This window comes from Erwinia mallotivora, from assembly GCF_000590885.1.
GTDB lineage: Bacteria > Pseudomonadota > Gammaproteobacteria > Enterobacterales > Enterobacteriaceae > Erwinia > Erwinia mallotivora.
The window spans coordinates 1-25,331 of sequence record NZ_JFHN01000043.1; the positions used below are offsets into that span (position 1 = coordinate 1).

The following is a 25,331-nucleotide window of genomic DNA, read 5'->3' on the forward strand; positions in this document are numbered from 1 at the left end:
GACTAGTCCTGGCATAGGTTGACACTTTACGCCCTCAAAACGCCTGATGTACTGCATCTGGCGTTTTATATTTCAGCGACAGATGCGGTCGCTGGCTATTGTAGATTCTTACCGACTCCGCCACCATTATTTCTGCCTGAACGATGTCTGCCGGGCGCGTTATCAGCAGCTCGTTTTTCAGTATTCCGTTGACCCTCTCCGCAATGGCGTTCTGATAACAGTCATACCCATCCGTCATTGAGCAGATTAGCCCGTGTCTTTCATGCACCGACTGGTACATCGCTGAGCAGTACTGTATGCCGCGATCGGAGTGATGGATCAGCGGTGTCCTGCCATGCCGGTTTTTCAGTGCCATCTGTAGCGCCTTCACCACGTGCTCTGTATGAAGACTTTCATGCACATGGTAACCCACTATTTTCCGTGAGAATGCGTCGGTTACCAGGCTCACGTAAGCCGTGCCGGTTCTGACCGGAAGCCAGGTAATGTCCGCCACCCAAACCTGCTCCGGGCCGGAGATGACGGTCCGCCCCGGCCCGTCTTTCAGCAGGTTTGGATGCTTATAAAAGCGATGATGGCTGTGGGTTGTTTTATGATAAGCCCTGGCCGGACGTACCCGCAGCCCGGCCTCCCGGAGTACGGTAAACAGGCTGTCCCGCCCGATATGCAGTTCAGGTGCATCCCGACAGTTAAGGATATGGTGCAGCTTGCGCGTGCCCAGGCGCGGTTGCTGCATCCTGAGGTTTTTCACTTCCTCAGTAATGCGGCAGGCCTGCTCTGACTTACGTTGCACGCGCTGACACCCCTGATACCAGGCCTGACGGCTTATTTTTAAAAACCGGCAGACCCTGACGATGGTCAGTCCGGGTGTTTTTGCCTGCGCGATAACGAAGCTAACTGCTTTTTTGTCAGCGTGGCACCGAACTCAGTGTTCATGACCTTCACGACGGCCTCAAAGAACTGCGCCTTCACTTCGGATTCAGCCAGCTGCTGCTCAAGCTCTTTGATTCGTTGTTCAGGCGTAAGGGGAAGGGATTTTTTCATGAGTCCTCCACATGCGCTGCGCTGCTTTGAAGAGTGCCAGTCCAGCTGGCCATATTTACGCAGCCACTTCAGAACGGTGGAGCACCCCTGGATACCGTAGCGCTCCTGAGCCTGACGATAAGTCATCTCACCTTTTTCAACCTGCTCAACGACGGCCAGTTTAAAGGACAGAGAGTAGTCGCGTTGTGTACGTTTAACATATTGCTTCATCACATTCTCCTCAGAATCGCGGGAAAATGTGTCAACGCTATTCAGGACGGGTCATGGCAATAAAAAAGGCCGGGAATATCCCCAGCCCTTTTTTACTTTAAGCGTAATGATTATGCCAGACGCCCATGACACTGCTTATATTTCTTACCTGAACCGCAAGGACAGGGATCGTTGCGGCCAATTTTACGTTCTCCACCATGCTCTGCCAGGGCCGCAGCTGCTTCTGTTTCAGAGTCCACGTGACTTAATTGCTGCTGCTGGGCCAGACGTTCAGCTTCTTCACGACGCTGTTCTTCCATCGCTTCCACTTCTTCCGGCATACGGACCTGAACTTTACTCAGGGTGCTAATCACTTCATATTTCAGTGATTCCAGCATTGCTGCGAACATGGCAAAAGATTCGCGTTTGTACTCTTGTTTAGGATCTTTCTGCGCATAACCACGCAGGTGAATACCCTGCCGCAGATAGTCCATCGCCGCCAGATGCTCTTTCCACAGGCTGTCCAGCGTTTGCAGCATCACGCCTTTTTCGAAGTTGCGCATCATCTCAATGCCGACAACTTCTTCTTTTTGCTGATACTGCTCTTTCGCCTGCTCCATGATGCGCTCACGCAGGGTTTCTTCGTGCAGCTCTGGCTCTTTGTCCAGCCATTCAGCAATTGGCAATTGCAGGTCAAAGTCGTTATTCAGACGCTCCTGCAAACCTGGCACATCCCACATTTCCTCCAGCGACTGCGGTGGAATATAGCTGTCGATGGTGGATTTAAACACGTCCTCACGGATGCTGATAATGGTTTCAGATACATCGGAAACGTCCAGCAATTCATTACGCTGTGTATAGATTGCACGGCGTTGATCGTTAGCCACATCGTCATATTCCAGCAACTGCTTACGGATATCAAAGTTGCGGCTCTCAACCTTGCGTTGAGCATTGGCAATCGCCTTGGTCACCCACGGATGTTCAATAGCTTCACCAGGTTTCATCCCCAGTTTCCGCATCATATTGGTAACGCGATCTGAAGCAAAAATACGCATCAGGGCATCTTCCATCGACAGATAGAAACGGGAAGAACCGTTATCACCCTGGCGACCAGAGCGGCCTCGCAGCTGGTTATCAATGCGTCGGGATTCATGACGCTCAGTACCAATAATGTGCAAACCACCAGAAGCAAGCACCGCATCATGGCGAACTTTCCAGGCACTCTTGATAGCATCAATCTGCTGGTCTGTTGGGTCTTCCAGTTCGGCAATCTCTGCCTGCCAGCTGCCACCCAACACGATATCCGTACCGCGACCTGCCATATTGGTGGCAATAGTGACAGCGGCAGGCTGACCCGCCTGGGCAACGATATCCGCTTCGCGGGCATGGAATTTAGCGTTCAGTACCGCATGTTTGATACCGGCACGAGTCAGCTCGGCAGAAACAACTTCAGATTTCTCAATGGAGATAGTGCCCACCAGTATGGGCTGACCGTTGGCGGTACGCTCTTTGATATCTTCAATGATCGCATCAATCTTCTCTTTTTCAGTCATATAGACCAAATCCGGCAGATCTTTACGCACCATCGGGCGGTTGGTAGGGACGACAATGGTTTCCAGTTTGTAAATCGAGCTGAATTCAAACGCCTCGGTGTCAGCCGTACCGGTCATCCCGGCCAGTTTGTTGTAAAGGCGGAAGTAGTTCTGGAAGGTAATGGAAGCCAGCGTCTGGTTTTCGTTCTGAATTTCCACACCTTCTTTTGCTTCCACCGCCTGATGCAAACCATCTGACCAGCGACGCCCCTGCATGGTACGGCCTGTGTGCTCATCAACAATGATTACCTCACCGTCTTTCACGATGTAATCCACGTCGCGGGTAAAGAGCACATGCGCACGCAAGGCCGCAGTGACGTGGTGCATCATCATGATATTGGCCGGGGAATAGAGCGATTCGCCCTCTTCCATGATGCCTTCACTGACCAACAGCTCTTCAATGGCGACCAGACCACGTTCAGTCAGATGCACCTGCCGGGCTTTCTCATCGACAGAGAAATGTCCTTCACCCTGGAAAGTATCAGAGTCTTCTTTTTCCTGGCGAATCAGGCCCGGAATGATTTTGTTAACTTTGATATATAAACCTGAACTGTCTTCTGCCGGGCCAGAAATAATCAGCGGCGTACGCGCTTCATCGATCAGGATCGAGTCCACCTCATCCACCAGCGCATAGTTCAACTTGCGCTGTACACGCTCTTCCGGACTGAAGGCCATATTGTCGCGCAGGTAGTCAAAACCATATTCGTTGTTCGTACCGTAAGTGATGTCCGCAGCATAAGCTTCGCGCTTGGCTGGCGCGGGCATGCCAGGCAGGTTGATACCTATAGTCAGGCCGAGAAATTCAAACAATCCACGGTTGTTTTCAGCATCGCGCTGGGCCAGATAGTCGTTCACGGTGACCACATGGACGCCTTTACCACTCAATGCGTTAAGGTAGGCAGGAAGGGTTGCCGTCAGTGTTTTACCTTCGCCAGTGCGCATTTCCGCAATGCAGCGATCGTTCAATACCATGCCGCCCAGTAACTGAACATCAAAGTGGCGCATTCCAAAAACGCGTTTGCTGGCCTCGCGAACGGTGGCAAAGGCTTCAGGGATCAGATTTTCAAGCACTTCCCCCTTTTCCAGCCGGGCACGAAATTCACTGGTTTTCGCTTTCAGTTCGTCATCGGACAGTTTTTCAAAGTCCGGTTCCATTTTGTTGATCTGATCAACGACTTTACGCATGCGGCGCAGCGTACGATCGTTGCTGCTACCAAAAATTTTTGTTAATACTTTTATGAACATAGTTGATAAATTCTCTCAGCCACCGCATCAGCGGTGAAGCACTAAACTTTGGGTACACGAACAAAATCTTACGACAGGAGACAGGCAGGTCCGGCACGAATGCCCTCAACCTGTGCCAGCCAGAGGCCAGTCTGCCAGACAGGTTTGATGGCAAGCTGATGAGGCTCAGTCTGGCGAATAATCGCAGGCGGTCTTTCTTCATGAGTCAGCAACGCATTGAGCGTGTCCAACAACGCAAGCTTTTGCACTTCCAGCGGTGTGCTCTGCTCAGTAGTTGGCTGATTTGCAGGCGTCAGGGAAAAAGAAAGGTGGCGGATAACAGTGCGAATAGCATGCTGATGCCAGTAGTCAACGACTGGGTTTTGCCGGCGAACACTCTCCTGGAGCAGCGCGAGGCGATCGACATGTACGCCAAAGCTGATATTCAGGCTGCGGGAATGCGTATCTGCTAAAGTGGGCTGATCGCCACCAGCAACGTAGGGCAAACCAAGACTCGCCGCGACCATCCCCAACAGGAGATGCGGCCAGAAATAACGTCTGCCAAATTGTCGCCAACGATTTAGAATACCGATCACTGTTTTCCGCCGGAGCCTGCCATGCGCGATAGTCGCCCGCAATCAATTGAGAATTTATTCGAAGCAACCGAGGGCAAAGGAATGCTGGAATCCATTCAGCAAAGAGCAGTTGTGCTGAATAAGTTAAACCGTGCTGCACAGGGTATTCTCCCTGCACAGCTGCATCCCTGGTGCCGCGTGGCGAATTTTCGCCAGGGTATTCTGGTGCTCGAAACGGCTAATGCCAACTGGATGATGCGTTTACGCTATGAGCAATCCAGCCTGCTGTCAGCTTTACGAGCGCAAATATTACCATCATTAACGGCAATCGACATCAGGATAAATCCATCGTTAGCCGCAAAAGGGCATGAAAACGTATATCAAAGCGACAAACAGTCCGATGAACCTGTAGCAGGGCGTAAGCTGAGTGAACAGAGTGCAGAAATGTTGAGGGATATTGCCAGCAGAAGTCCGGAAAAACTGAAGAGAATTATAGAACGACTGGCTTCACTGGCCGGAGAGAGTACCAGCTCAACCAGTCGTAATAAATGATTCTGGCTTATGCCAGAACCAGGTCAGGTGCTCTGAAGGTAACTGGCAGTTCAGCTTCGTCTTCGAAGGTCGCCCATTCCCAGGCTTCCTGTTTAGCCAGCACGGCCTGCAACAGCTTGTTATTCAAAGCGTGGCCCGATTTGAACGCGGTAAATGCACCAATGATATTATGACCACACATAAACAGGTCACCAATAGCGTCCAGCATTTTATGACGAACGAATTCGTCTTCAAAGCGTAATCCATCTTCATTAAGTACACGATAATCATCGACCACGATGGCACAGTCAAAACTACCACCAAGGCACAGTCCACGGGACTGCAACGCTTCGATATCACGCATAAAGCCGAAAGTACGGGCGCGGCTAATCTGACGTGCAAAGGATTCAGCAGAAAAGTCCATTCTGTAACGTTGCGAACTGGAATCAATCGCCGGATGGTTGAAGTCGATTGTAAAATCCAACGTAAAACCATTATGCGGAGAGAGTTCAGCCCATTTGTCGCCATCTTCAACCCTGACAGGTTTTTTGATGCGCACAAATTTTTTCGCGCTGTTCAGTTCTTCAATGCCTGCATCCATCAGCAGATAAATAAAGGGGGCTGCGCTGCCGTCCATAATAGGAATTTCAGGTGCGTTCACTTCCACCACGATATTATCAATGCCAAGACCTGCCAGTGCTGCATTCAGATGCTCGACCGTTGAAATACGCACGTCATGCTCATTAACCAGGCAAGTACAGAGCATGGTATCACGTACGGATTTAGCATCTGCCGGAAAATCAACCGGGGGATTCAAGTCAGTGCGGCGATAGATGACCCCGGTATTAGCCGGCGCAGGGCGTAATGTCAGCGTGACTTTTTTGCCGGTATGCAAACCGACACCAGTCGTCTGAACGATACGTTTTAATGTCCGTTGTTTGATCATCGCTTTATCTCGCAAAATTACTCATCCGACCGCCAGTATATCTTACCAGCGGGCCAACACTTTAGCACAAAGAGCGGAGAATCCCAATTCTCAGGTAATTCTTAGTCCGCCTGCTTACGCAGGAAGGCCGGAATATCCAGATAGTCAGGCTCTTTGTTTGATTGTGCACCCTGATCGTTAACCACCTTCGCCGCAGGTTTCTGCTCCTGAGGTAATGGAGTCATACCATGCTGCTGATAGCGATGGTCCATCACCGGCTGGCTCTGCTGCTTGTTGGTTACCAGCGTGATTTCCGGACGTTTGTCCATGCCAATACCCGTAGCAACCACAGTAACCCGCAGCTCATCATTCATTTCCGGGTCCAGTGAAGTCCCGATAACTACAGTTGCATTGTCAGAAGCAAACGCGCGGATGGTGTTACCTACCGTTTCGAACTCATCCAGGCGCAGGTCAAAACCAGCGGTGATGTTAACCAGAACACCACGAGCGCCAGACAGATCGATGTCTTCCAACAGTGGGCTGGAAATCGCCATTTCAGCCGCTTCTTCAGCACGATCTTCGCCACATGCGACGCCGGAACCCATCATGGCATAACCCATTTCAGACATTACCGTGCGGACGTCTGCAAAGTCGACGTTCATCAGACCAGGACGGGTGATCAGCTCTGCGATGCCCTGTACCGCGCCTTTCAGTACGTCGTTGGCCGCGCCAAACGCATCCAGCAGAGAGATACCACGACCCAATACTTTGAGCAGTTTGTCGTTAGGAATAGTGATCAGAGAATCCACATGCCTTGAGAGCTCGGCAATACCCTGCTCAGCAAAAGCCATGCGCTTTTTACCTTCGAAATTAAAAGGCTTGGTGACAACGGCAACCGTCAGGATACCTAAATCCTTCGCCACTTCCGCCACGACTGGTGCAGCACCTGTACCCGTACCACCGCCCATGCCGGCCGCGATAAACACCATGTCTGCACCTTCCAGTGCCTGACGCAGTGCTTCACGGTCTTCTTCAGCAGAATTGCGGCCCACTTCCGGGTTTGCACCGGCACCCAGACCTTTGGTGATACCGTTGCCGATCTGGATAGTCTGGCCCACTGCTGTTTTACGCAATGCCTGGGCATCGGTATTAACAGCAAAAAATTCCACGCCTTCGATGCGCTCACGCACCATATGCTCTACGGCATTGCCGCCGCCGCCGCCGACGCCGATGACTTTAATCACCGCGTCATTGGTTAATTCCATAGGTTCAAACATAGTTTCTCTCCGTTATGTGCCTGTCGCCTGGAGATCATAAACAAATCGGGCATGATCCCCTTTTTCAAAATCAAAATTCTTTTCTCAGCCAGCTGTTGATTCGTTTAAACCAGTTGCCCACTGAGACTCTTTTTTCTACATCTGCCTCACCGCTCAGATGAGACTCTTTTCCGTAGTGCAGTAAGCCAACCGCTGTTGAGTAGTATGGCTCCTGCGCGTAATCCGTTAATCCGGTAATGTTAAGCGGTTGTCCGATACGCACCTGGGTATGAAACACCCGCTGAGCACACGCCGCCAGGCCTTCAATCTGTGCCGCGCCGCCGGTCAGAACAATGCCAGCGGCCAGATGATGCTTGACGCCCTGCTGACGCAGCTGTTCCTGCAATTGCAGAATCTCGTCGTTCACCAGATTCAGTAGTTCGGTATAGCGAGGTTCTATCACCTCAGCCAGGGTCTGCCGCTGCAAACTTCTGGGGGGACGGCCCCCGACACTTGGTACTTCGACATTTTCGTCTTTACCAACGATAGAACCCAACGCGCAACCATGACGGACTTTGATTGCTTCGGCATCCGTTGGCGGTGTACCGAAAGCATAGGCAATATCGCTGGTCACCACATTGCCGGCATACGGGATCACTTTGGTGTGGCGTAATGCTCCGCCAGTATAAACCGCAATATCCATGGTGCCGCCGCCGACATCAACCACGCAGACGCCCAGTTCACGTTCATCTTCCGTCAACACGGCAAAGCTTGCAGCCAGTCCGGCAAAAATGAGTTGGTCAACTTTCAGGCCACATCGTTCAACGGCTTTGACAATGTTTTTTGCCATATCGTTGTGGCAGGTGATCAGGTGCACTTTTGCCTGCATCCTGACGCCGGACAGACCAACAGGATTCTTAATCCCTTCCTGATAATCAATCGCATACTCTTGTGGAATGACATGCAGGATACGGTGTTCATCACGCACACGAACGGATTTCGCCGTGTGAACGACATTTTCCACATCTTCCTGGGTCACTTCCTCTTCTGAAATAGGAACCATCCCTATTTCGTTCTGACAACTGATGTGTTTGCCAGATAATGCAAGGTATACCGAGGAAATCTGGCAATCGGCCATCAACTCTGCCTGATCGATGGCCCTTTGCACGCACTTCACGACGGATTCCAGATCGTTTACACCGCCTTTATCCATCCCACGGGAAGGACAGCTGCCCACGCCGATAATGTTAACCATGCCATCGGGCAGAATTTCTCCTACTAAAGCGGCGACTTTTGCCGTGCCGATTTCGAGTCCAACTACCAGTTTTCTGTCCGTCGCCTTGATCATTGTTGTTTAACCTGTACCTGATTCTGTTGCTTGTTACCGTCAGCGTTCTGGATGAGTGGCGCCGCCCAACCTACTGCCGCACCGGCGTCATATCGTAGATCAACGTAACTGACACGTTTGTTTTCCGTCTGCGCCTGCTGCTGTAGCGTTGGGTTCAACTGAATAAAGCGTTGCAATCGCTTCATATCATCATTACGCCCTAACTCCAGACGAACGTCGTCTGATAGCACCAGTTGCCACGAACGCCGGGCGGTCATGGACGCTGCCTTCAGCTTAAATTTGCTGGCCGCCAGTAAATCACTCATCTGGTGATAGCCGGTCAATACTTCTGATTCGCTGCCCTCCGGGCCATAAAGCCCAGGCAGCGCTTCTTTACCGATAAAACTGGCTGGCACACTGAAGGATTTTCCCTGTGCATCAACCATATGCAGATCATTCCAGCGTGCGACCGGCACATATTCGACCAGATGAATTTTTAATTCGTCAGGCCACTGCTTACGCACACTCACCTGCTGGATCCACGGCAGGCGCTCAATCTGCTGCTGAATAACATCCACGTTCTGCGACATGAATGTACCGGGCGGCCCCAATGACAGAATCGCCTGGCGAATATCATCATGGCTGGTGTAATGCATCTGTCCTGTTACCACCAGCCTCGACAATGGCAAACGGGATGCATCATTCATCCACTTCACCACCACCAAACCTCCGGCCAGCATGACACCTAACACCAGCATCAGAAAAATGATGCCTGCCAGCCGCGTACCGTTACTTCGTCCTGAGCCCGCTTTTTTTTGCGCTTCACGGTTGCGAACATTCATTGCCGCCTGAGACATATCAGTCGGCCAGCTCCAGAATGCGGACAACAAGTTGCGAGAAGCTCATCCCCGCCTGCTTAGCCGCCATTGGCACCAGACTGTGGCTGGTCATGCCCGGCGACGTATTCACTTCCAGCAGGTAAAATGCGCCATCACCGCCCATCATCACATCAACGCGGCCCCAGCCAGTGCAACCCAGTGCCCGCCATGCCTTTAATACTATTTCGCTCAGTTCAGCTTCTTTTTCCACCGACAGGCCACTTGGGCAGAAGTACTGAGTATCGTCAGAAAAGTATTTTGCTTCATAGTCATAGAACTCTGACGCTACCTGAATTTTGATTGAGGGCAGGATATCGTCGCCAATCACGCCAACGGTGTATTCAGGGCCACTAAGAAACGCTTCAACCAGCACTTCGTCATCATGGCGAAACGCTTCATCAAGCGCAGCCTCCAGGGCATCGGCCTGATTCACACGCGATATACCGACGCTGGAGCCTTCACTGCTCGGCTTAACAAACAGCGGCAGGCCCAACGCAGCGATTTGTGCCTGTATTTCCGGGTTCAGGCCCGCATCCCTCTGCTTACGGGTAATCGCCACATACGGCGAAACCGGCAGGCCACAGCCCTGCCAGAGATATTTGGTGCGCAGCTTGTCCATAGTGATCGCGGAAGCCATCACGCCGCTGCCGGTGTAGGGGAGAGAAAGAAACTCCAGCACACCCTGTAGCGTACCGTCCTCACCGCCACGCCCATGCAGCGCGATAAAGGCTTTACTGAAGCCCTCTTCTTTCAGGCGTGATACCGGAAAGTCGCGGGTATCCACCGCATGCGCATCGATGCCCGCCTCTTTCAAGCCCGCCAGCACGGCGTTTCCTGACATCAACGACACATCACGCTCAGCAGAGGTGCCACCCAGCAATACTGCAACTTTATCAGCCATGATGATCCCCTTCATTGCCCTGCGGTTGTAACTTTTGATCGGCCAGCTTGCGGGCAATACGCCCAACGTTACCCGCCCCCTGGATCAGGATTAAATCGTTGCCATTCAGTTTTGGCGCCAGCATCTCCAGCACCGAATCATGGTCTGAAACCAGTATCGGATCGACCTTGCCTCGCCCCCGTATGGTTCGGCATAGCGAACGGCTGTCTGCGCCTGGTATCGGCGTTTCACCGGCAGAATAAACATCCAGCAGCAACAGCACGTCAACCTGCGACAGGACGTTGGCAAAATCATCATAAAGATCGCGGGTGCGGGTATAACGATGCGGCTGGAAAACCATCACCAACTGACGGTCCGGCCACCCGGCACGTGCAGCTTTAATAGTCGCATCCACTTCAGTCGGATGATGACCATAATCATCAACCAGCATCGCCGTACCTTCTGTCCCGTTGACGTCCTGCAACGGAAACTCACCGAGGAAGTCAAAACGACGGCCAGTTCCCTGAAAACTCTCCAGCGCACTGAGGATCTCATCATCATCAATGCCTTCTTCCGTTGCGACTGCCACCGCAGCTGCCGCGTTCAGCGCGTTATGTCGGCCAGGCGCATTCAGCGTCACCCGCATTAACGGTTTGTCGTGACGAGCCAGGGTGAAGTGTCCCTGAGCGCCATGCTGCTCGTAGCTGGCGATACGCACGTCTGCGTCTTCACTGAAGCCATAAGTCGTAATCTGCCTGCCAATACGTGGGATCAAATCGCGAATCACCGCATCGTCAACGCATAGCACGGCACGACCATAAAATGGCAGATTGTGCAGGAAGTTAATAAACGTCTGCTTCAGGTTCTCAAAGTCACCCTGATAGGTGTCCATGTGATCGGCTTCAATGTTGGTGACAATCGCCACCATCGGCTGCAAATGCAAAAATGAGGCATCGCTCTCGTCCGCCTCTGCAATCAGATAACGGCTGCTGCCCAGCCGCGCATGTGTACCTGCCGCTTTAACCAGACCGCCATTCACAAAGGTCGGATCAAGCCCACCTTCCGCGTAAATGCTGGAAACCATCGCCGTGGTGGTGGTTTTACCATGCGTTCCCGCCACCGCAATGCCATGCCGAAAACGCATCAGCTCGGCCAGCATTTCTGCCCGACGGATGACCGGAATACGCGCCTCACGAGCCGCGATAATTTCCGGGTTATCCTGTGAAACCGCCGTTGAGACCACCACCACGCTGGCGTCACTGACATTTTCAGGACGATGGTTGAAATAGATAGTCGCCCCGAGATTAGTCAAATGACGGGTCACCGCATTCGGTGCCAGATCTGAACCACTGATTTCATACCCTTCATTGGCCAACACTTCGGCAATACCGCCCATGCCAGCACCACCGATGCCGACAAAGTGAATGTGCCGGACGCGACGCATCTCGGGCACGATAGAACGCAGTTTTGCCAGTTGTTGTGTATTCATCTCTTCTGCCTGTCGGTATCCCTTAACCTTTCTCCTTGCCGGAAGTTCAGCTGACTTAAGGCCTCTGTTACTCAGTTAAGTTAGTAACGGGCTAAGTTGCCGTTTTCCTGCAACAGGAAATTCATCGGGATACATCTTGTATAACCATTCGGGGTCGGCCAGGCCAACCCGCTCTGTTCTGTTTACAGCGCGGCTCTGACTACTTCCGCTGCAACCCGTTCGGTTGCGTCAGGGATAGCCACCGCCCGCGCTTTTTCTGCCATGTTCAGTAACGCCAGACGATCCCATCCGGCCAGCGTTTCCGCCACAACCTCCGCAGTAAACTGCGGTTGTTCGTAAATTTTTGCTGCACCCGCTTTTTCCAGCGGCAGCGCATTCCAGTACTGTTGGCGATCTTTATGTTGGAATGGCACAAAGATAGCGGGTAATCCAGCAGCGGCCACCTCACTCACTGTCAGTGCTCCCGAGCGACAGACCACCACATCAGCCCAGGCGTAAGCCGCCGCCATATCGTCAATAAATTCTGTCACCTTATGTCCGGGCAGGTTCAGTTGCTGATAAGCCTGGTTAAGGCTCCCGGCAGCCCCTTTCCCTGACTGGTGCCATAAGGTGATTTTGTCACCCAGCTTAGCCGCAACCTGTGGCATGGTCTGGTTAAGCACCCGGGCACCCTGGCTCCCCCCCACCACCAGAACCCGAATCGGACCGGTGCGGCCAGCCAGACGCACTTCAGGCAGGGGCAGCGCCAGCACGTCGGTTCTGACCGGGTTACCCACCACTTCTGCATCCGGGAAAGCGCCTGGAAAGGCCTGCATGACTTTTTTGGCAATTCTGGCCAGCCATTTGTTGGTTAACCCGGCGATGCCGTTCTGCTCATGCAGTACCACCGGCACCCCACTGCTCCAGGCTGCCAGACCGCCGGGACCCGATACATAACCGCCCATGCCCAGCACCACATCGGGCTGCCAGCGCCTGATGATAGCTCTGGCCTGACATACCGCGCTGAAAATGCGCCAGGGGGCGGCGATTAATGCTTTTAATCCTTTGCCACGCAGACCGTTAATACGAATAAATTCAATGTCGATCCCGTGCTTTGGAACCAGATCGGCTTCCATGCGATCCGCCGTGCCCAGCCAGCGCACCTGCCAGCCCTGAGCCATTAACTGGTGTGCCACAGCCAGGCCGGGAAAAACATGGCCTCCCGTGCCACCGGCCATCACCATCAGCCGTTTGCCTTTCATCGGGCGCTCCGTGTAAACGCCTGGGCTTTCGCCAGACGTGTTTCATAATCGATACGCAGTAAAAATACGATGGCTGTCGACATAATAATCAGACTGGAACCACCATAACTGATTAAAGGTAACGTCAGGCCTTTGGTCGGCAACATCCCCGCAGCCGCCCCGACATTAACCAGCGCCTGGAAGCTGAACCAGACGCCGATAGAGCAACCCAGAAAACCGGAAAAACGTTGATCGATTTCCAGTGCGCGACGGCCAATGGACATCGCACGAAAAGCGACGAAGAATACCATCAGCAGCGCCAAAACCACACCGATATAACCCAGTTCTTCCCCGATAATGGAAAAGATAAAGTCGGTGTGTGCTTCCGGCAGATACTCCAGTTTTTGTACCGAATTGCCCAGCCCCTGCCCCCAGAATTCACCCCGGCCAAACGCCATCAACGACTGAGTCAGCTGATAACCGCTGCCGAAGGGATCTTCCCAGGGATTCCAGAAAGAGGTGACACGACGCATACGATAAGGCTCGGCGACAATCAGCAGACACACGGCAAATATTCCGGAGCCGATAATCGCCAGAAACTGCCATAATTTAGCCCCTGCGAGAAACAGCATCGCCAGCGTAGTAACAAACAGTACCACCACGGTGCCTAAATCGGGCTGGGCCAGCAGCAGAACGGCCAGTACCACCATCACGCCCATCGGCTTACAGAATCCCCAAAAGTTGTTACGCACCTCATCCACCTTGCGCACCAGATAACTGGCGAGATAGCAGAACAGCGACAACTTAGAGAGTTCAGCAGGCTGGATACGCAATGGTCCCAGTGCAATCCAGCGGGATGCACCGTTAACCGAGCTACCCACCACCAACACAATCAACAACATGACAATGGTTACCAGCAACATGATGTTGCTGTAGCGCTGCCAGAAATCCATTGGCACACGCAGCGTAACCAGCGAAATGCCCAACGCCAGCGCGATATAGAATGCATCGCGCTTGGCAAAATAGAAGGGATCGTCCGACAGACGCTGCCCGACGGGCATTGAGGCAGAGGTCACCATCACGAAACCAATAATCGCCAGCCCCAACGTCAGCCACAACAGCGTGCGGTCGTAAAGCACCATTGAGGTCGCATCATTTTCACGCGACCCCATCACCCACTCTTTCAGGCGGTCAGACAGTCCGCCAGCAAGGCTCAGGCCTGGTATGCGTATCATCCCAGCTCCTTAGCGAGTTGCGTAAACACATCGCCGCGTTGCTCGAAGTTTTTGAACTGATCCAGGCTGGCGCAGGCCGGAGAAAGCAAAACAATATCGCCAGGCTGCACTTTTGCTGCAATCTGCGCCATCGCCTCTGCCATGGTTTCAGTTTGCACCGCTTTTTGCGGGGAAAGCTCAGCCAGCTCGGCACCGTCGCGACCGAAGCAGTAAAGCTGCACGTTTTCAGCCTGCACGTATTGACTCAGCGGCGTGAAGTCAGCCGATTTACCGTCTCCGCCCAGCAGCAGCCAGAGTGTGCCTGACAGCTGTAATCCGCTTAGCGCTGCTTCGGTGCTGCCCACGTTGGTTGCTTTCGAATCATTAATCCAGCGCACGCCATTATTTTCATGCGCAAGCTGGAAACGGTGAGCCAGGCCGGTAAAAGTGGTCAACGCCTTCAGACTGGAGGTGCGCGGCAACCCGACAGCATCAGCCAGTGCAAGGGCAGCCAGCGCGTTGGTGTAATTATGCTGCCCGACCAGCGTCATCTCATCAGTATTCAGCACTTTCTCGCCGTTGACTCTCAGCCAGATAGTGCCCTGCTGACGGTTAAGATGATAATCACCGACATCCACACCAAAACTGACGCAGCGTTTATCCGCACCGCGAACGGGCATGGTCATCGCATCATCGGCATTGACCACACAGACCCTGGCCTGCTCGTAAATACGCAGTTTTGCTGCCCGATACTGCTGCATGCCCAACGGATAGCGATCCATGTGATCTTCAGTGACGTTAAGAATTGTTGCTGCTGCGGCCTTCAGGCTGGAAGTGGTTTCCAGCTGGAAACTGGAAAGCTCCAGCACATACAGCTGTGCCGGTTGTTCCAGCAGCATCAGCGCAGGCAGACCAATATTACCGCCCACACCAACCTGCCAGCCGGCGGCTTTTGCCATCTCACCCACCAGCGTCGTCACCGTACTCTTACCGTTTGAGCCGGTAATGGCAACAACCGGAGCCTGAACTTCACGGCAAAACAGTTCTATATCACCGATGATTTCAACCCCGGCATCGGCGGCATCCATCAGCGAAGGATGCGCAAGCGACATCCCCGGGCTGGCTATAATCAGGTCGGCAGCGAGCAGCCAGCGGTCGTTAAGTGAACCCAGCCAGCACTCCACATTGTTGGGCAGCTTGTTCAGCCCCGGCGGCACGACACGGGTATCCATCACACGTGGTGTTACGCCACGTGCTAAAAAGAAATCAACACAGGAGAGGCCGGTCAGCCCCAACCCGATGATGACGACTTTTTTACCCTGATAGTCAGCCATAGTTACCTTACCTTCAGCGTTGCCAGGCCAATCAGCACCAGCATCAGTGAAATGATCCAGAAGCGCACAATGACCCTGGGTTCAGGCCAGCCTTTCAGTTCGTAATGATGATGGATTGGAGCCATGCGGAAAATGCGCTGACCACGCAGTTTGAAGGAACCCACCTGTAAAACCACCGACAGGGTTTCCACCACAAAGACGCCGCCCATGATCACCAGCAAAAATTCCTGACGCAGCAGTACGGCGATGGTCCCAAGGGCCCCCCCGAGCGCCAGCGAGCCGACGTCGCCCATGAATACCTGTGCCGGATAGGTGTTGAACCACAAAAAGCCAAGGCCGGCACCGACAATAGCGGTGCAGACAATCACCAGTTCGCCCGCATGGCGCAGATAGGGAATATGCAGATATTCAGCAAATTTCACGTTACCCGTAGCCCAGGCCACTAATGCAAAACCCGCCGCGACAAATACGGTAGGCATGATAGCAAGGCCATCAAGGCCATCGGTCAGGTTAACCGCGTTGCCGGTGCCGACAATAACGAAATAGGCTAATACCACATAGAACAAGCCCAGTTGCGGCATGATATCTTTGAAGAACGGCACCACCAGCTGGGTGGCAGGCGTATCATAACCTGCTGCGTATAGCGCAAATGCCACCCCCAGCGAGATAACCGACATCCAGAAATACTTCCAGCGCGCAATCAGCCCCTTCGTATCTTTGCGTACCACCTTGCGGTAATCATCGATAAAACCAATGATGCCAAAGCCAATCAGTACAAACAGCACACACCAGACATAAGGGTTTGAGGGATAGGCCCACATCAGCACGGAAACGGTGATGGAAAACAGGATCATAATCCCGCCCATCGTTGGTGTGCCGCGTTTGCTGAAATGTGACTCAGGACCGTCGTTACGCACCACCTGACCAAAAGACATCTCCTGGAGACGGGCAATCATGCGCGGGCCCATCCATAAAGAGATGAACAGTGCTGTCAGCAGGCTGACGATGGCCCTGAACGTCAGATACGAAAAGACGTTAAAGCCAGAATATAAAGCGACCAGATGTTCGGCCAGCCAGACTAACATGTACCTTTCTCCTGTAAGCTTTGTACCACCTGTTCCATGGCGGCACTACGTGAACCTTTGACCAGAATGGTGATTGAGGCGTGTTGAGACAGCAGTGCCCTGAGTCGGGCGGTCAGCGCGGCTTTATCACTAAAGTGCTCGCCGACTCCGCTGGCATCGCTGAGTAATTGACTTAATATCCCCACGCTCAGAACTTTATCCAGCCCTGCCAGACGTGCAGCCTCTCCCACCTGGCGGTGGCAGGCTTCAGCTTCATCGCCCAGTTCGGCCATATCACCCACAACCATCACCCGGTAGCCTGGCATTTCAGCCAGCACCTGCGCTGCCGCCGTCATGGATCCCACATTGGCATTGTAACTGTCATCCAGCAGCAGCTTGCCCTGCGCCAGCTGCACGGGAAAAAGACGGCCTGCAACGGCTTTCAGACTGGACAAGCCGTGCCGGATAGCGCTGAGTGGCGCACCGACGGATAAAGCCAGCGCCGCTGCCGCCAGGGCGTTGGCCACATTGTGCCGTCCTGGCAACGGCAGCTGGACGGTGATACGTCCGGCTGGCGTGGTCATCACAAATTGCGTCCCCTCGCCGTTTACCGCAATCTCACTGGCATTAAACTCACAGTCGGCATTTGCTTTCGCAGAGAAACGCCAGACATGCTTGTCATGTAACATGCTCTGCCAGTGTGGCCAGTCATGACTGTCAGCATTGATAATCGCCGTACCATCAGCAGGCAAACCCTGAAAAATTTCGCCTTTTGCTTTCGCCACGCCAGCCAGCGAGCCAAACCCTTCCAGGTGAGCGGCCGCAAGATTATTCACCAGGGCGGCCTCAGGGCGGGCAAGGTCCGTCGTCCAGGCGATTTCCCCCTGATGATTAGCACCCAGTTCAATCACTGCATACTGATGATGTGCCGTCAGGCGCAGTAAAGTCAGAGGTACACCGATATCGTTATTCAGGTTCCCGGCGGTATAAAGGGTTTCCCCGCATTCGCGAAGGATAGCGGCAGTCATCTCTTTTACTGAGGTTTTGCCTGACGATCCGGTCAGCGCAACCACCCTGGCCGTCGATTGCCGACGAACCCAGCCCGCCAGTTGTCCCAGCGCGATGCGGGTATCCGCTACCACCACCTGAGGCACGGCAATGGGTAAGTGCTTGCTGACTAATGCAGCGGTGGCACCGGCGCTCAGGGCATCCGCAATGAAGTCATGCGCATCAAAACGTTCGCCTTTCAGAGCAATGAACAGGCAACCCGCGCTGACCTTACGTGTGTCAGTGGTCACTTCAGCAAAAGTCAGGTTGCCACCGAAGAGTTCGCCACCGGTCAGCTCTGCCAGAGTTTGCAGTGAAAGCGGAATCATGCCACCACCCCCAGCAATCCGGCGACGGTCAGCCGATCGGAATAGTCCAGACGCTGGTTGCCGATAATCTGATAATCTTCATGACCTTTACCAGCCACCAGCACAATATCACCCTCCTGCGCCTGCATGACGGTGTGAGTAACCGCTTGCACACGACCAGGCATCACGCGGGCACGCCCTGCGTCCAGCAGGCCAGTGAGCACATCGGCCACGATAGCCGCCGGATCTTCGCTGCGTGGATTGTCATCGGTGATCACCACCACATCGGAAAACTGTTCGGCAATGGCCCCCATTAATGGACGCTTACCTTTGTCGCGATCGCCACCACAGCCAAATACGCACCAGAGTTGCCCGTTGCAGTGCAGACGTGCAGCGGATAGCGCTTTTTCCAGCGCATCCGGTGTATGAGCATAATCAACCACCACGGTTGGCTTGCCTGGCGCAGTAAACACTTCCATTCGCCCTGTCACCGGTTGCAGATGGTTACTGGTGGCAATCAGCGCATCGAGGGGATAACCCAGAGCGAGCAGCGTCGCCAGCGCAATCAGCAGATTGCTGACGTTAAATGCCCCCATCAGGCGGCTCTCGATAACGCCTGGTCCCCAACTGGAGTTGAATTCTATCGTTGCGCCATTGTCATGGAAGTTGACATCTGTGGCTGTCAGCCAGCGGCCACGACAGCCCGGCTGGAGACGGTTTTCCATACTCACCGCCACGGCATCAGGCAGCTTTTGCAGCCAGCGGAAGCCGGTTTCATCATCCGCATTGATAATTGCCTGACCGATCTGATGTTCAGAAAACAGCAGCCATTTGGCATTTTCATAGCGGGTCATATCGCCGTGGTAATCCAGATGATCACGACTGAGATTGGTAAAGGCGGCGGCGGCAAAGGGTAACGCGGCAACACGATGCTGCACGAGGCCGTGGGAAGAGACCTCCATTGCTGCCAGCGTAGCCCCCTGTTCGACCAGGGTGCTTAACGTATGCTGAACGTCAACCGCTGAACCGGTGGTATTTTCGGCCGGGGCCAGATGACCATACAGACCATTCCCCACCGTGCCCATCACGGCTCCCGTCTCGCCCAGCAATTGCGCCCACTGGGCGAGCAGTTGCGTGGTTGTGGTCTTGCCGTTAGTACCGGTGACACCAACCAGACGTAATTTTTCTGCGGGTTGTTGATAAAAACGCCCCGCCAGCGCAGAGAGACGCTGAGCAAGCTGAGTCAGGTAAATGACCGGCACGCCATGTACTTCTTTAATTTCACCGTCCTGCGCTTCGCCTTCTGCTTCAGCAATGATCGCCGCCACGCCCTGAGCAACAGCCTGCGGAATAAAACGACGCCCATCCACCGCGTGGCCTTTTATCGCCACAAACAGATCGCCAGACGCTGCCAGTCGGCTGTCCAGTATCATTTCACGCAGCAGCCGTTCCGGCGCATCAGCCACCCACGGAGCCAGTAAGTTGCGCAGATTACGATCTGTCACTCGAAGCCTCACTTCTGTTTTGTACTATCTCGTTTTTATCACCCTGAGGCGCTGGCAGCGGCAGTGCATCAGGTTCAATGTTCATCGTACGTAAAACGCCGCCCATAATGGCGCCAAATACCGGGGCAGAAACGGCACCGCCATAATATTTGCCAGCCTGAGGATCGTTAATCACCACCACTAACGCAAAACGAGGGCGGCTCGCCGGGGCCACACCAGCGGTATAGGCAATATATTTGTTAACGTATTTACCGTCCGGGCCGACTTTCTTGGCCGTACCGGTTTTAATCGCGATGCGATAGCCTTTAATCGCCGCCTTCACCCCGCCGCCGCCGGGCAACGCCACGCTTTCCATCATGTGCATCACCGTACGCACCACGTCTTCAGAAAAAACGCGCTGCCCTGCTACGGGAGGATCGACTTTGGTAATCGACAGCGGGCGATACATGCCATAGCTGCCTATCGTTGCGTAGACTCGCGCTAACTGTAACGGTGTTACCATTAGCCCGTAGCCAAAAGAGAAGGTGGCCCTCTCTATGTCAGACCACCGTTGTTTTTGAGGATATAAGCCACTACTTTCTCCGACCAACCCCAAATTGGTCGCCTTACCCAGTCCAAAGTGCGTGTAAGTTTCTACCAGCGCTGAGGACGGCATCGCTAACGCCAGCCTGGAAACGCCGACGTTACTCGATTTTTGCAAAACCCCGGTCAGGGTCAACTCATTGTAACGGGCCACGTCTTTGATTTCGTGACCATTAATCCGGTATGGAACGGTATTCAGCACGCTGTTTTCTTTTACCACACCGCGCTGTAACGCGGTCATCACTACCATCGGTTTTACCGTAGAACCCGGCTCAAAGATGTCAGTGATCGCCCGGTTCCGCATCACATCTTTGGTGGTGTTGGTCAGGTTATTGGGGTTGTAAGCCGGACTATTGGCCATCGCCAGCACTTCACCGGTATTCACATCCACCAGCACCGCCGTACCGGATTCTGCTTTATTAAAAGCCACGGCATTGTTCAGTTCGCGATATACCAACGCCTGTAAGCGCTCATCAATACTCAGCGCAAGGTTATGGGCCGCACGGCTGTCAACAGAAGAGATATCTTCAATCACCCGACCATTGCGATCGCGGCGTACGGTGCGCTCACCCGGCTGTCCGGTCAGCCATTTGTCAAAGCTTTTTTCAACGCCTTCAATGCCCTGGCCATCAATGTTGGTAAAGCCAATCAGGTGCGAGGTTACCTGCCCGGCCGGGTAGTAACGGCGTGACTCTTCACGCAGATTGATACCGGGAAGCTTGAGCTTTTTAACGTAATCACCAATGGCAGGATTGACCTGGCGGGCAAGATAAACAAAGCGGCCTTTGGGATTGGCATTGACCCGTGCTGCCAGTTGATCAAGAGGAATGGAGAGGGCATCTGACAGTGCTTTCCAGCGGCTGTCCAGCGTGATCCCTCCCTTGTCGTGAAGTTCTTTCGGATCGGCCCAGACTGCATTAACAGGGACGCTGACCGCCAGAGGACGTCCGGCACGGTCGGTAATCATCCCGCGTGAAGTGGGTACAGCCTGTACACGCAAGGAGCGCATATCGCCTTCACGCACCAGCTTATCGGGATTAATAATCTGCAAATAGGCGACACGCGCCAGCAATCCCAGTAACGCCAGCAGGATGCAGCCACAAAGCAACGCAAAACGCCAGCTGACAAAGCTGGCCTGATTTTCCGGGCGTTTTAACTTCATGGCGACAGTTTTCATTCAGTCTCTTATGGCTGTACCACTATATTTTCCTGCGATGGATCAACATGCTGCATTTGCAGTTTTTCCGTCGCCGTTCTCTCTACCCGGCTGTGATCGCCAAGGGCATTCTCTTCCAGAATCAGATTTCGCCATTCGATATCCAGCGCATCACGCTCCAGCACCAGTTGCTCACGCTGTGCGGTCAGCAAACGGGTTTTGTGCGCGGTGGTGACCACCAGAACCGACGAAACCAACACCGCTACCGCCAGGATGACCGGAATCTTGCCGTGACGCAGCAAATCGCTGGCAATAACACCGGGTAAACTGTGACGCTCATTGCCAATCATGACGCGGTCCTTTCAGCTATACGCAACACCGAGCTACGCGCTCTGGGATTTTCTGCCACTTCTGCATCACCGGGCATCATTTTGCCTGCCACTTTCAGCCGCCGACCACCTAACTGGCTGAGCTGCGCTTCGGTCATCGGCAAGCCTGCCGGTACTTGTGGACCGCGGCTTTGTTCACGCATAAAGCGTTTCACAATGCGATCTTCCAGCGAGTGAAAGCTGATCACCGACAAACGTCCTGAAGGTGCCAGCGCCGTCAGCGCCCCTTGCAGAGCCCGCTCAATCTCTTCCAGCTCACTGTTAATCCAGATACGAATCGCCTGGAAACTGCGGGTCGCCGGGTGCTTAAATTTGTCCTTCACCGGCGTGGCGTTGTAAATCACCTCCGCCAGCTCTTTCGTACGTGTCATCGGTTGCTCGCGGTTACGCTGCACAATGGCATGAGCGATACGTTTGGCAAATCGCTCCTCACCGAAGGTTTTCAGTACAAAAGCAATATCGTGCTCTTCGGCCTTGAGTAACCACTCCGCAGCCGATAATCCTTTGGTCGGATCCATACGCATATCCAGCGGTCCGTCACGCATAAACGAAAAACCGCGCTCTGCGTCATCCAGCTGTGGCGAGGAAACCCCCAAATCCAGCAAAATGCCAGCCACTTTCCCGGTCAGTCCGCGCGCTTCTACATAGTCAGCCAGCGCGGAAAAAGGGCCATGAATAATGGTAAAGCGTGGATCGGTAATTTCAGCAGCGGCGGCAATCGCTTGCGGATCGCGGTCAATAGCATAAAGCCGACCCTGTTCTCCCAGCTTTGCCAGAATCAAACGTGAATGGCCACCCCGGCCAAAAGTACCATCGATGTAGATGCCGTCGGGTTGAATATTGAGCGCGTTAACTGCCTCGTCCAACAGCACCGTGGTATGTTTAAAATTTTCCTGCATAGCTATAACGACAAGTCCTGCAAACGCTCAGATAACGGTTCCTGAGTCGACTGCTCTGCGTCAATATCTTCCCTGACTTGTTGATACCAGGTCTGTTCATCCCACAATTCAAATTTATTGAACTGCCCAACCAGCATCACTTCTTTGCTCAGTCTGGCGTGCTGGCGCAGCGTGTTCGCTACCAGCAGTCGACCAGCATTATCCATCTGACATTCACTGGCATGTCCAAGCAACAGGCGCTGAACACGACGCTCTGCGGGGTTCATGCTGGATAAACGAGCCAGTTTGCGCTCAATAATTTCCCATTCAGGCAGGGTGTAAAGCAGCAGGCATGGCTGGTGGAGGTCAATGGTGCACACCATTTGCCCCTGTGATTCCCCGATCAGCGTTTCGCGATAGCGCGTAGGCACGGCAAGCCGCCCCTTGCTGTCGAGATTGACTAACGTTGCTCCACGGAACATGCCAGCCTCACCCTCCAGTTACCCTCTTTCACCACTTTCCACCACAAATTCCCACCAAAGGAGTTTACGGAGCGAAGGAAAACATTGTCAAGCCGCAGCAGGCGTCGAATAGGATTATTTCTTAACAGGTAAAAACGCAGATAAGTTTTAAAAACTACGATTTACCAGGGAGTTTAAAAATAAACTAATGAATAGTGACAGGAATTTCTGTGGGAATTTAACATTGCTCAAAAATATGCCAGTTTTTCGCTACAAAAATTTTCAGCCTTACTCTACGTCGCGGGAGGCATTTTAAGGTATTTCCTAAGAAAATCCCAGTCTGGCCGCGTTACGTCAGGCCTTGCCTCACAGGCTGCCCACGCAATTACTGTCATTCTGACGATTTATATATATAAAGTCAGGGCGCTGAACCTTTACTTTTATTTACTCATTTCAGAAAAAATTAATGCCAGCAATTGAAGATATTTATCAGCATCTTCTGGCAGATAAAAAAGAGGAGAGTTAAAAAAGGCAGATGGGATTATCTGCCTTGTTAAGTAAATGATTAACTGTCGTGACGACTTAATCGGCCGCGATGATAAAGGTTGCGGCGAATGCGGGTTAAACCGGGTTTTGGTTTACGTGGTTCATCCAGACTGGCCAGCACCAGCTCAAGTACGCGCTCCGCCACGTCGCGATGGCGTTGTCCTACTGCCAGTACCGGGCATTCAAGAAAGTCCAGCAGCTCATGATCGCCAAAGGTGGCAATAGCCAGATCCCTTGGCAGACGGCCTTCACGACGGAGAGCAACATCCATTACCCCCTGAAGCAGTCCGAAAGAGGTGGTGAACAACGCATCGGGCATCGGATTATTTTCCAGCCAGCTTTCAAACCTGGCCGCAGCGGCACTCCGTTCGAAACTGTTGGCATAGATAAATTCAATCTTACGGGTGTCATCCTTCCATGCCTGGCGGAAGCCCATTTCGCGTAAAAAGCTTACCGACAGCTCAGGCAACGCCCCTAAGAAAAGCACGCTTTCAACCGCCTGCTTACTCAGCTCCGCCGCCAGCATCTCTGAGTCGTCCTGGTCGGCACCCACCACACTGGTGAAATGTTCACGGTCCAGCGCGCGATCTAAAGCGATAATCGGCAATGGATCGTTGATCCAGCGCTGATAGAAAGGGTGCTCTGGTGGCAGCGACGTGGAAACAATAATGGCATCAACCTGCCGTTGCAGCAGATGTTCAACGCAACGCATTTCGTTATCAGGCTGATCTTCCGAGCAGGCGATCAGTAGCTGATAACCGCGTTGACGCGCCTGCCGTTCAAGATAGTTAGCAATGCGGGTATAACTTGTATTTTCCAGGTCCGGAATCACCAGCCCAATCGAACGCGTTCGGCCGGCACGCAGACCTGCGGCAACCGCATTAGGATGGTAGTTATGCTCTCGCACCACCGCCATCACCTTCTCAACAGTTTTGTCGCTGACACGATACTGCCGCGCTTTACCATTAATAACGTAGCTGGCCGTCGTGCGCGATACACCGGCAAGGCGCGCAATTTCATCCAGTTTCACATTGAACTCCACGCTGGCACCGCGAAGGCGCAAAAAAATAGCCACGTTTTGGCTATGGATAAGTCATTTATTACATCTAACCGTAGATCAGATTGGCGAGCAACTGCTTTTATTTCTGGCCGGGGCTTTTCCAGCAAAAATAAAAAAACCCGGCATTACGCCGGGTTAGCAGGGGTCGATGACAATCACCCGCAGGAATTATCGCATAATGCGATCGCCCCTGGAGACGCCAACAATTCCTGAACGGGCAACTTCAACAATTTCTGCCACTTCACGCACGGTATTTAAAAAGGCGTCGAGTTTGTCGCTGGTGCCAGCCAGCTGAACCGTATAAAGCGACGGAGTAACATCCACTATCTGACCACGGAAGATTTCTGCACTGCGCTTCACCTCTTCGCGACCATATCCCGTGGCCTGAATTTTCACCAACATGACTTCGCGTTCAACAAAGGCTCCCTGCCCCAGTTCGCTGACACGCAGCACATCGACCAGTTTGTGCAGTTGCTTTTCGATCTGTTCCAGCACTTTTTGATCGCCGACGGTCTGAATCGTCATCCGCGACAAGGTCGGATCGTCAGTAGGAGCAACCGTTAAGCTTTCAATGTTATAGCCGCGCTGAGAAAACAGCCCCACAACGCGCGATAATGCGCCGGATTCGTTTTCCAGCAGTACCGATAAAACACGACGCAT

At 53.3% G+C, this 25,331-nt stretch carries 22 protein-coding genes; 1 reads left to right on the top strand and 21 read right to left on the bottom strand.

The genetic code is table 11. The features are described from left to right. Positions 1-34: 34 nt before the first annotated feature. The 3 genes from BG55_RS08080 to secM all read right to left on the bottom strand — a co-directional run bounded on the left by BG55_RS08080 (position 35) and on the right by secM (position 4,642). Positions 35-1,251 (bottom strand): IS3 family transposase gene (locus BG55_RS08080; RefSeq protein ID WP_420889612.1). Its coding sequence is split into 2 segments (ribosomal slippage): positions 35-904 and positions 907-1,251, totalling 1,215 coding nucleotides; the frame shifts between segments, so codons are not numbered across the junction. Between the two features lie 110 nt (positions 1,252-1,361). After that, complete coding sequence (secA, locus tag BG55_RS08090; RefSeq protein WP_034936334.1) at positions 1,362-4,067, bottom strand: preprotein translocase subunit SecA; 2,706 nt, start codon at positions 4,065-4,067, stop codon at positions 1,362-1,364. Between the two features lie 68 nt (positions 4,068-4,135). Beyond that, entirely contained in the window at positions 4,136-4,642 is a 507-nt protein-coding gene (secM, locus tag BG55_RS08095) for a secA translation cis-regulator SecM (protein WP_034936337.1), read from the bottom strand. 21 nt (positions 4,643-4,663) lie between these two features. On the opposite strand from secM, the gene BG55_RS08100 reads away from it, so the two are divergent. Continuing rightward, complete coding sequence (locus tag BG55_RS08100; RefSeq protein ID WP_034936339.1) at positions 4,664-5,173, top strand: DUF721 domain-containing protein; 510 nt, start codon at positions 4,664-4,666, stop codon at positions 5,171-5,173. 7 nt (positions 5,174-5,180) lie between these two features. On the opposite strand, the gene lpxC is transcribed toward BG55_RS08100, so the two are convergent. The 18 genes from lpxC to ilvN form a co-directional block, all read right to left on the bottom strand. Then, positions 5,181-6,098 (bottom strand): UDP-3-O-acyl-N-acetylglucosamine deacetylase, encoded by a 918-nt coding sequence (lpxC, locus tag BG55_RS08105; RefSeq protein WP_034936341.1) that lies wholly within the window; start codon positions 6,096-6,098, stop codon positions 5,181-5,183. Between the two features lie 101 nt (positions 6,099-6,199). Further along, the gene (gene ftsZ / locus BG55_RS08110) at positions 6,200-7,354 is read right to left on the bottom strand and encodes a cell division protein FtsZ (protein WP_034936342.1); all 1,155 of its coding nucleotides are present in this window, start codon (positions 7,352-7,354) and stop codon (positions 6,200-6,202) included. Positions 7,355-7,424: 70 nt separating this feature from the next. Further along, positions 7,425-8,681: a cell division protein FtsA gene (gene ftsA, locus BG55_RS08115; RefSeq protein ID WP_034936344.1), complete on the bottom strand. Its 1,257-nt coding sequence runs from the start codon at positions 8,679-8,681 to the stop codon at positions 7,425-7,427. Then, positions 8,678-9,517: a cell division protein FtsQ gene (ftsQ, locus tag BG55_RS08120; protein ID WP_034936345.1), complete on the bottom strand. Its 840-nt coding sequence runs from the start codon at positions 9,515-9,517 to the stop codon at positions 8,678-8,680. Before ftsQ ends, ftsA begins: the two co-directional genes overlap by 4 nt. Position 9,518: 1 nt before the next feature. Further along, on the bottom strand, positions 9,519-10,439 hold the full coding sequence (locus BG55_RS08125; RefSeq protein ID WP_034936347.1) for a D-alanine--D-alanine ligase: 921 nt from the start codon (positions 10,437-10,439) through the stop codon (positions 9,519-9,521). Continuing rightward, positions 10,432-11,907: a UDP-N-acetylmuramate--L-alanine ligase gene (murC, locus tag BG55_RS08130; protein WP_034936350.1), complete on the bottom strand. Its 1,476-nt coding sequence runs from the start codon at positions 11,905-11,907 to the stop codon at positions 10,432-10,434. The genes BG55_RS08125 and murC overlap by 8 nt, the downstream gene beginning before the upstream one ends. A gap of 182 nt (positions 11,908-12,089) precedes the next feature. Continuing rightward, positions 12,090-13,148 (bottom strand): undecaprenyldiphospho-muramoylpentapeptide beta-N-acetylglucosaminyltransferase, encoded by a 1,059-nt coding sequence (murG, locus tag BG55_RS08135; protein WP_034936352.1) that lies wholly within the window; start codon positions 13,146-13,148, stop codon positions 12,090-12,092. Beyond that, positions 13,145-14,359 (bottom strand): cell division protein FtsW, encoded by a 1,215-nt coding sequence (gene ftsW, locus BG55_RS08140; protein WP_034936460.1) that lies wholly within the window; start codon positions 14,357-14,359, stop codon positions 13,145-13,147. The genes murG and ftsW overlap by 4 nt, the downstream gene beginning before the upstream one ends. Next, positions 14,359-15,675 (bottom strand): UDP-N-acetylmuramoyl-L-alanine--D-glutamate ligase, encoded by a 1,317-nt coding sequence (gene murD, locus BG55_RS08145; protein ID WP_034936355.1) that lies wholly within the window; start codon positions 15,673-15,675, stop codon positions 14,359-14,361. Before murD ends, ftsW begins: the two co-directional genes overlap by 1 nt. A 2-nt stretch (positions 15,676-15,677) precedes the next feature. Then, positions 15,678-16,760 carry a phospho-N-acetylmuramoyl-pentapeptide-transferase gene (gene mraY / locus BG55_RS08150; protein ID WP_034936358.1) on the bottom strand — a complete coding sequence of 361 codons (1,083 nt, stop codon included), beginning with the start codon at positions 16,758-16,760 and terminating at the stop codon, positions 15,678-15,680. Further along, positions 16,754-18,115, bottom strand: coding sequence for a UDP-N-acetylmuramoyl-tripeptide--D-alanyl-D-alanine ligase (gene murF / locus BG55_RS08155; protein ID WP_034936360.1), 1,362 nt, complete (start codon positions 18,113-18,115; stop codon positions 16,754-16,756). The genes mraY and murF overlap by 7 nt, the downstream gene beginning before the upstream one ends. Next, the gene (gene murE / locus BG55_RS08160) at positions 18,112-19,599 is read right to left on the bottom strand and encodes a UDP-N-acetylmuramoyl-L-alanyl-D-glutamate--2,6-diaminopimelate ligase (protein WP_034936361.1); all 1,488 of its coding nucleotides are present in this window, start codon (positions 19,597-19,599) and stop codon (positions 18,112-18,114) included. Before murE ends, murF begins: the two co-directional genes overlap by 4 nt. Beyond that, on the bottom strand, positions 19,586-21,358 hold the full coding sequence (locus tag BG55_RS08165) for a peptidoglycan glycosyltransferase FtsI (RefSeq protein WP_034936363.1): 1,773 nt from the start codon (positions 21,356-21,358) through the stop codon (positions 19,586-19,588). The genes murE and BG55_RS08165 overlap by 14 nt, the downstream gene beginning before the upstream one ends. Before the next feature lie 8 nt (positions 21,359-21,366). Further along, positions 21,367-21,687: a cell division protein FtsL gene (gene ftsL / locus BG55_RS08170; RefSeq protein WP_034936365.1), complete on the bottom strand. Its 321-nt coding sequence runs from the start codon at positions 21,685-21,687 to the stop codon at positions 21,367-21,369. Continuing rightward, complete coding sequence (gene rsmH / locus BG55_RS08175; RefSeq protein ID WP_034936367.1) at positions 21,684-22,625, bottom strand: 16S rRNA (cytosine(1402)-N(4))-methyltransferase RsmH; 942 nt, start codon at positions 22,623-22,625, stop codon at positions 21,684-21,686. The genes ftsL and rsmH overlap by 4 nt, the downstream gene beginning before the upstream one ends. A 2-nt stretch (positions 22,626-22,627) precedes the next feature. Beyond that, a complete protein-coding gene (gene mraZ, locus BG55_RS08180; protein WP_034936369.1) occupies positions 22,628-23,086 on the bottom strand; it encodes a division/cell wall cluster transcriptional repressor MraZ in 459 nt (152 codons plus the stop codon). 544 nt (positions 23,087-23,630) lie between these two features. Continuing rightward, positions 23,631-24,641, bottom strand: a complete 1,011-nt coding sequence (gene cra, locus BG55_RS08185) for a catabolite repressor/activator (protein WP_034936463.1) — start codon at positions 24,639-24,641, stop codon at positions 23,631-23,633. Positions 24,642-24,839: 198 nt separating this feature from the next. Next, positions 24,840-25,331, bottom strand: coding sequence for an acetolactate synthase small subunit (ilvN, locus tag BG55_RS08190; protein WP_034936372.1), 492 nt, complete (start codon positions 25,329-25,331; stop codon positions 24,840-24,842).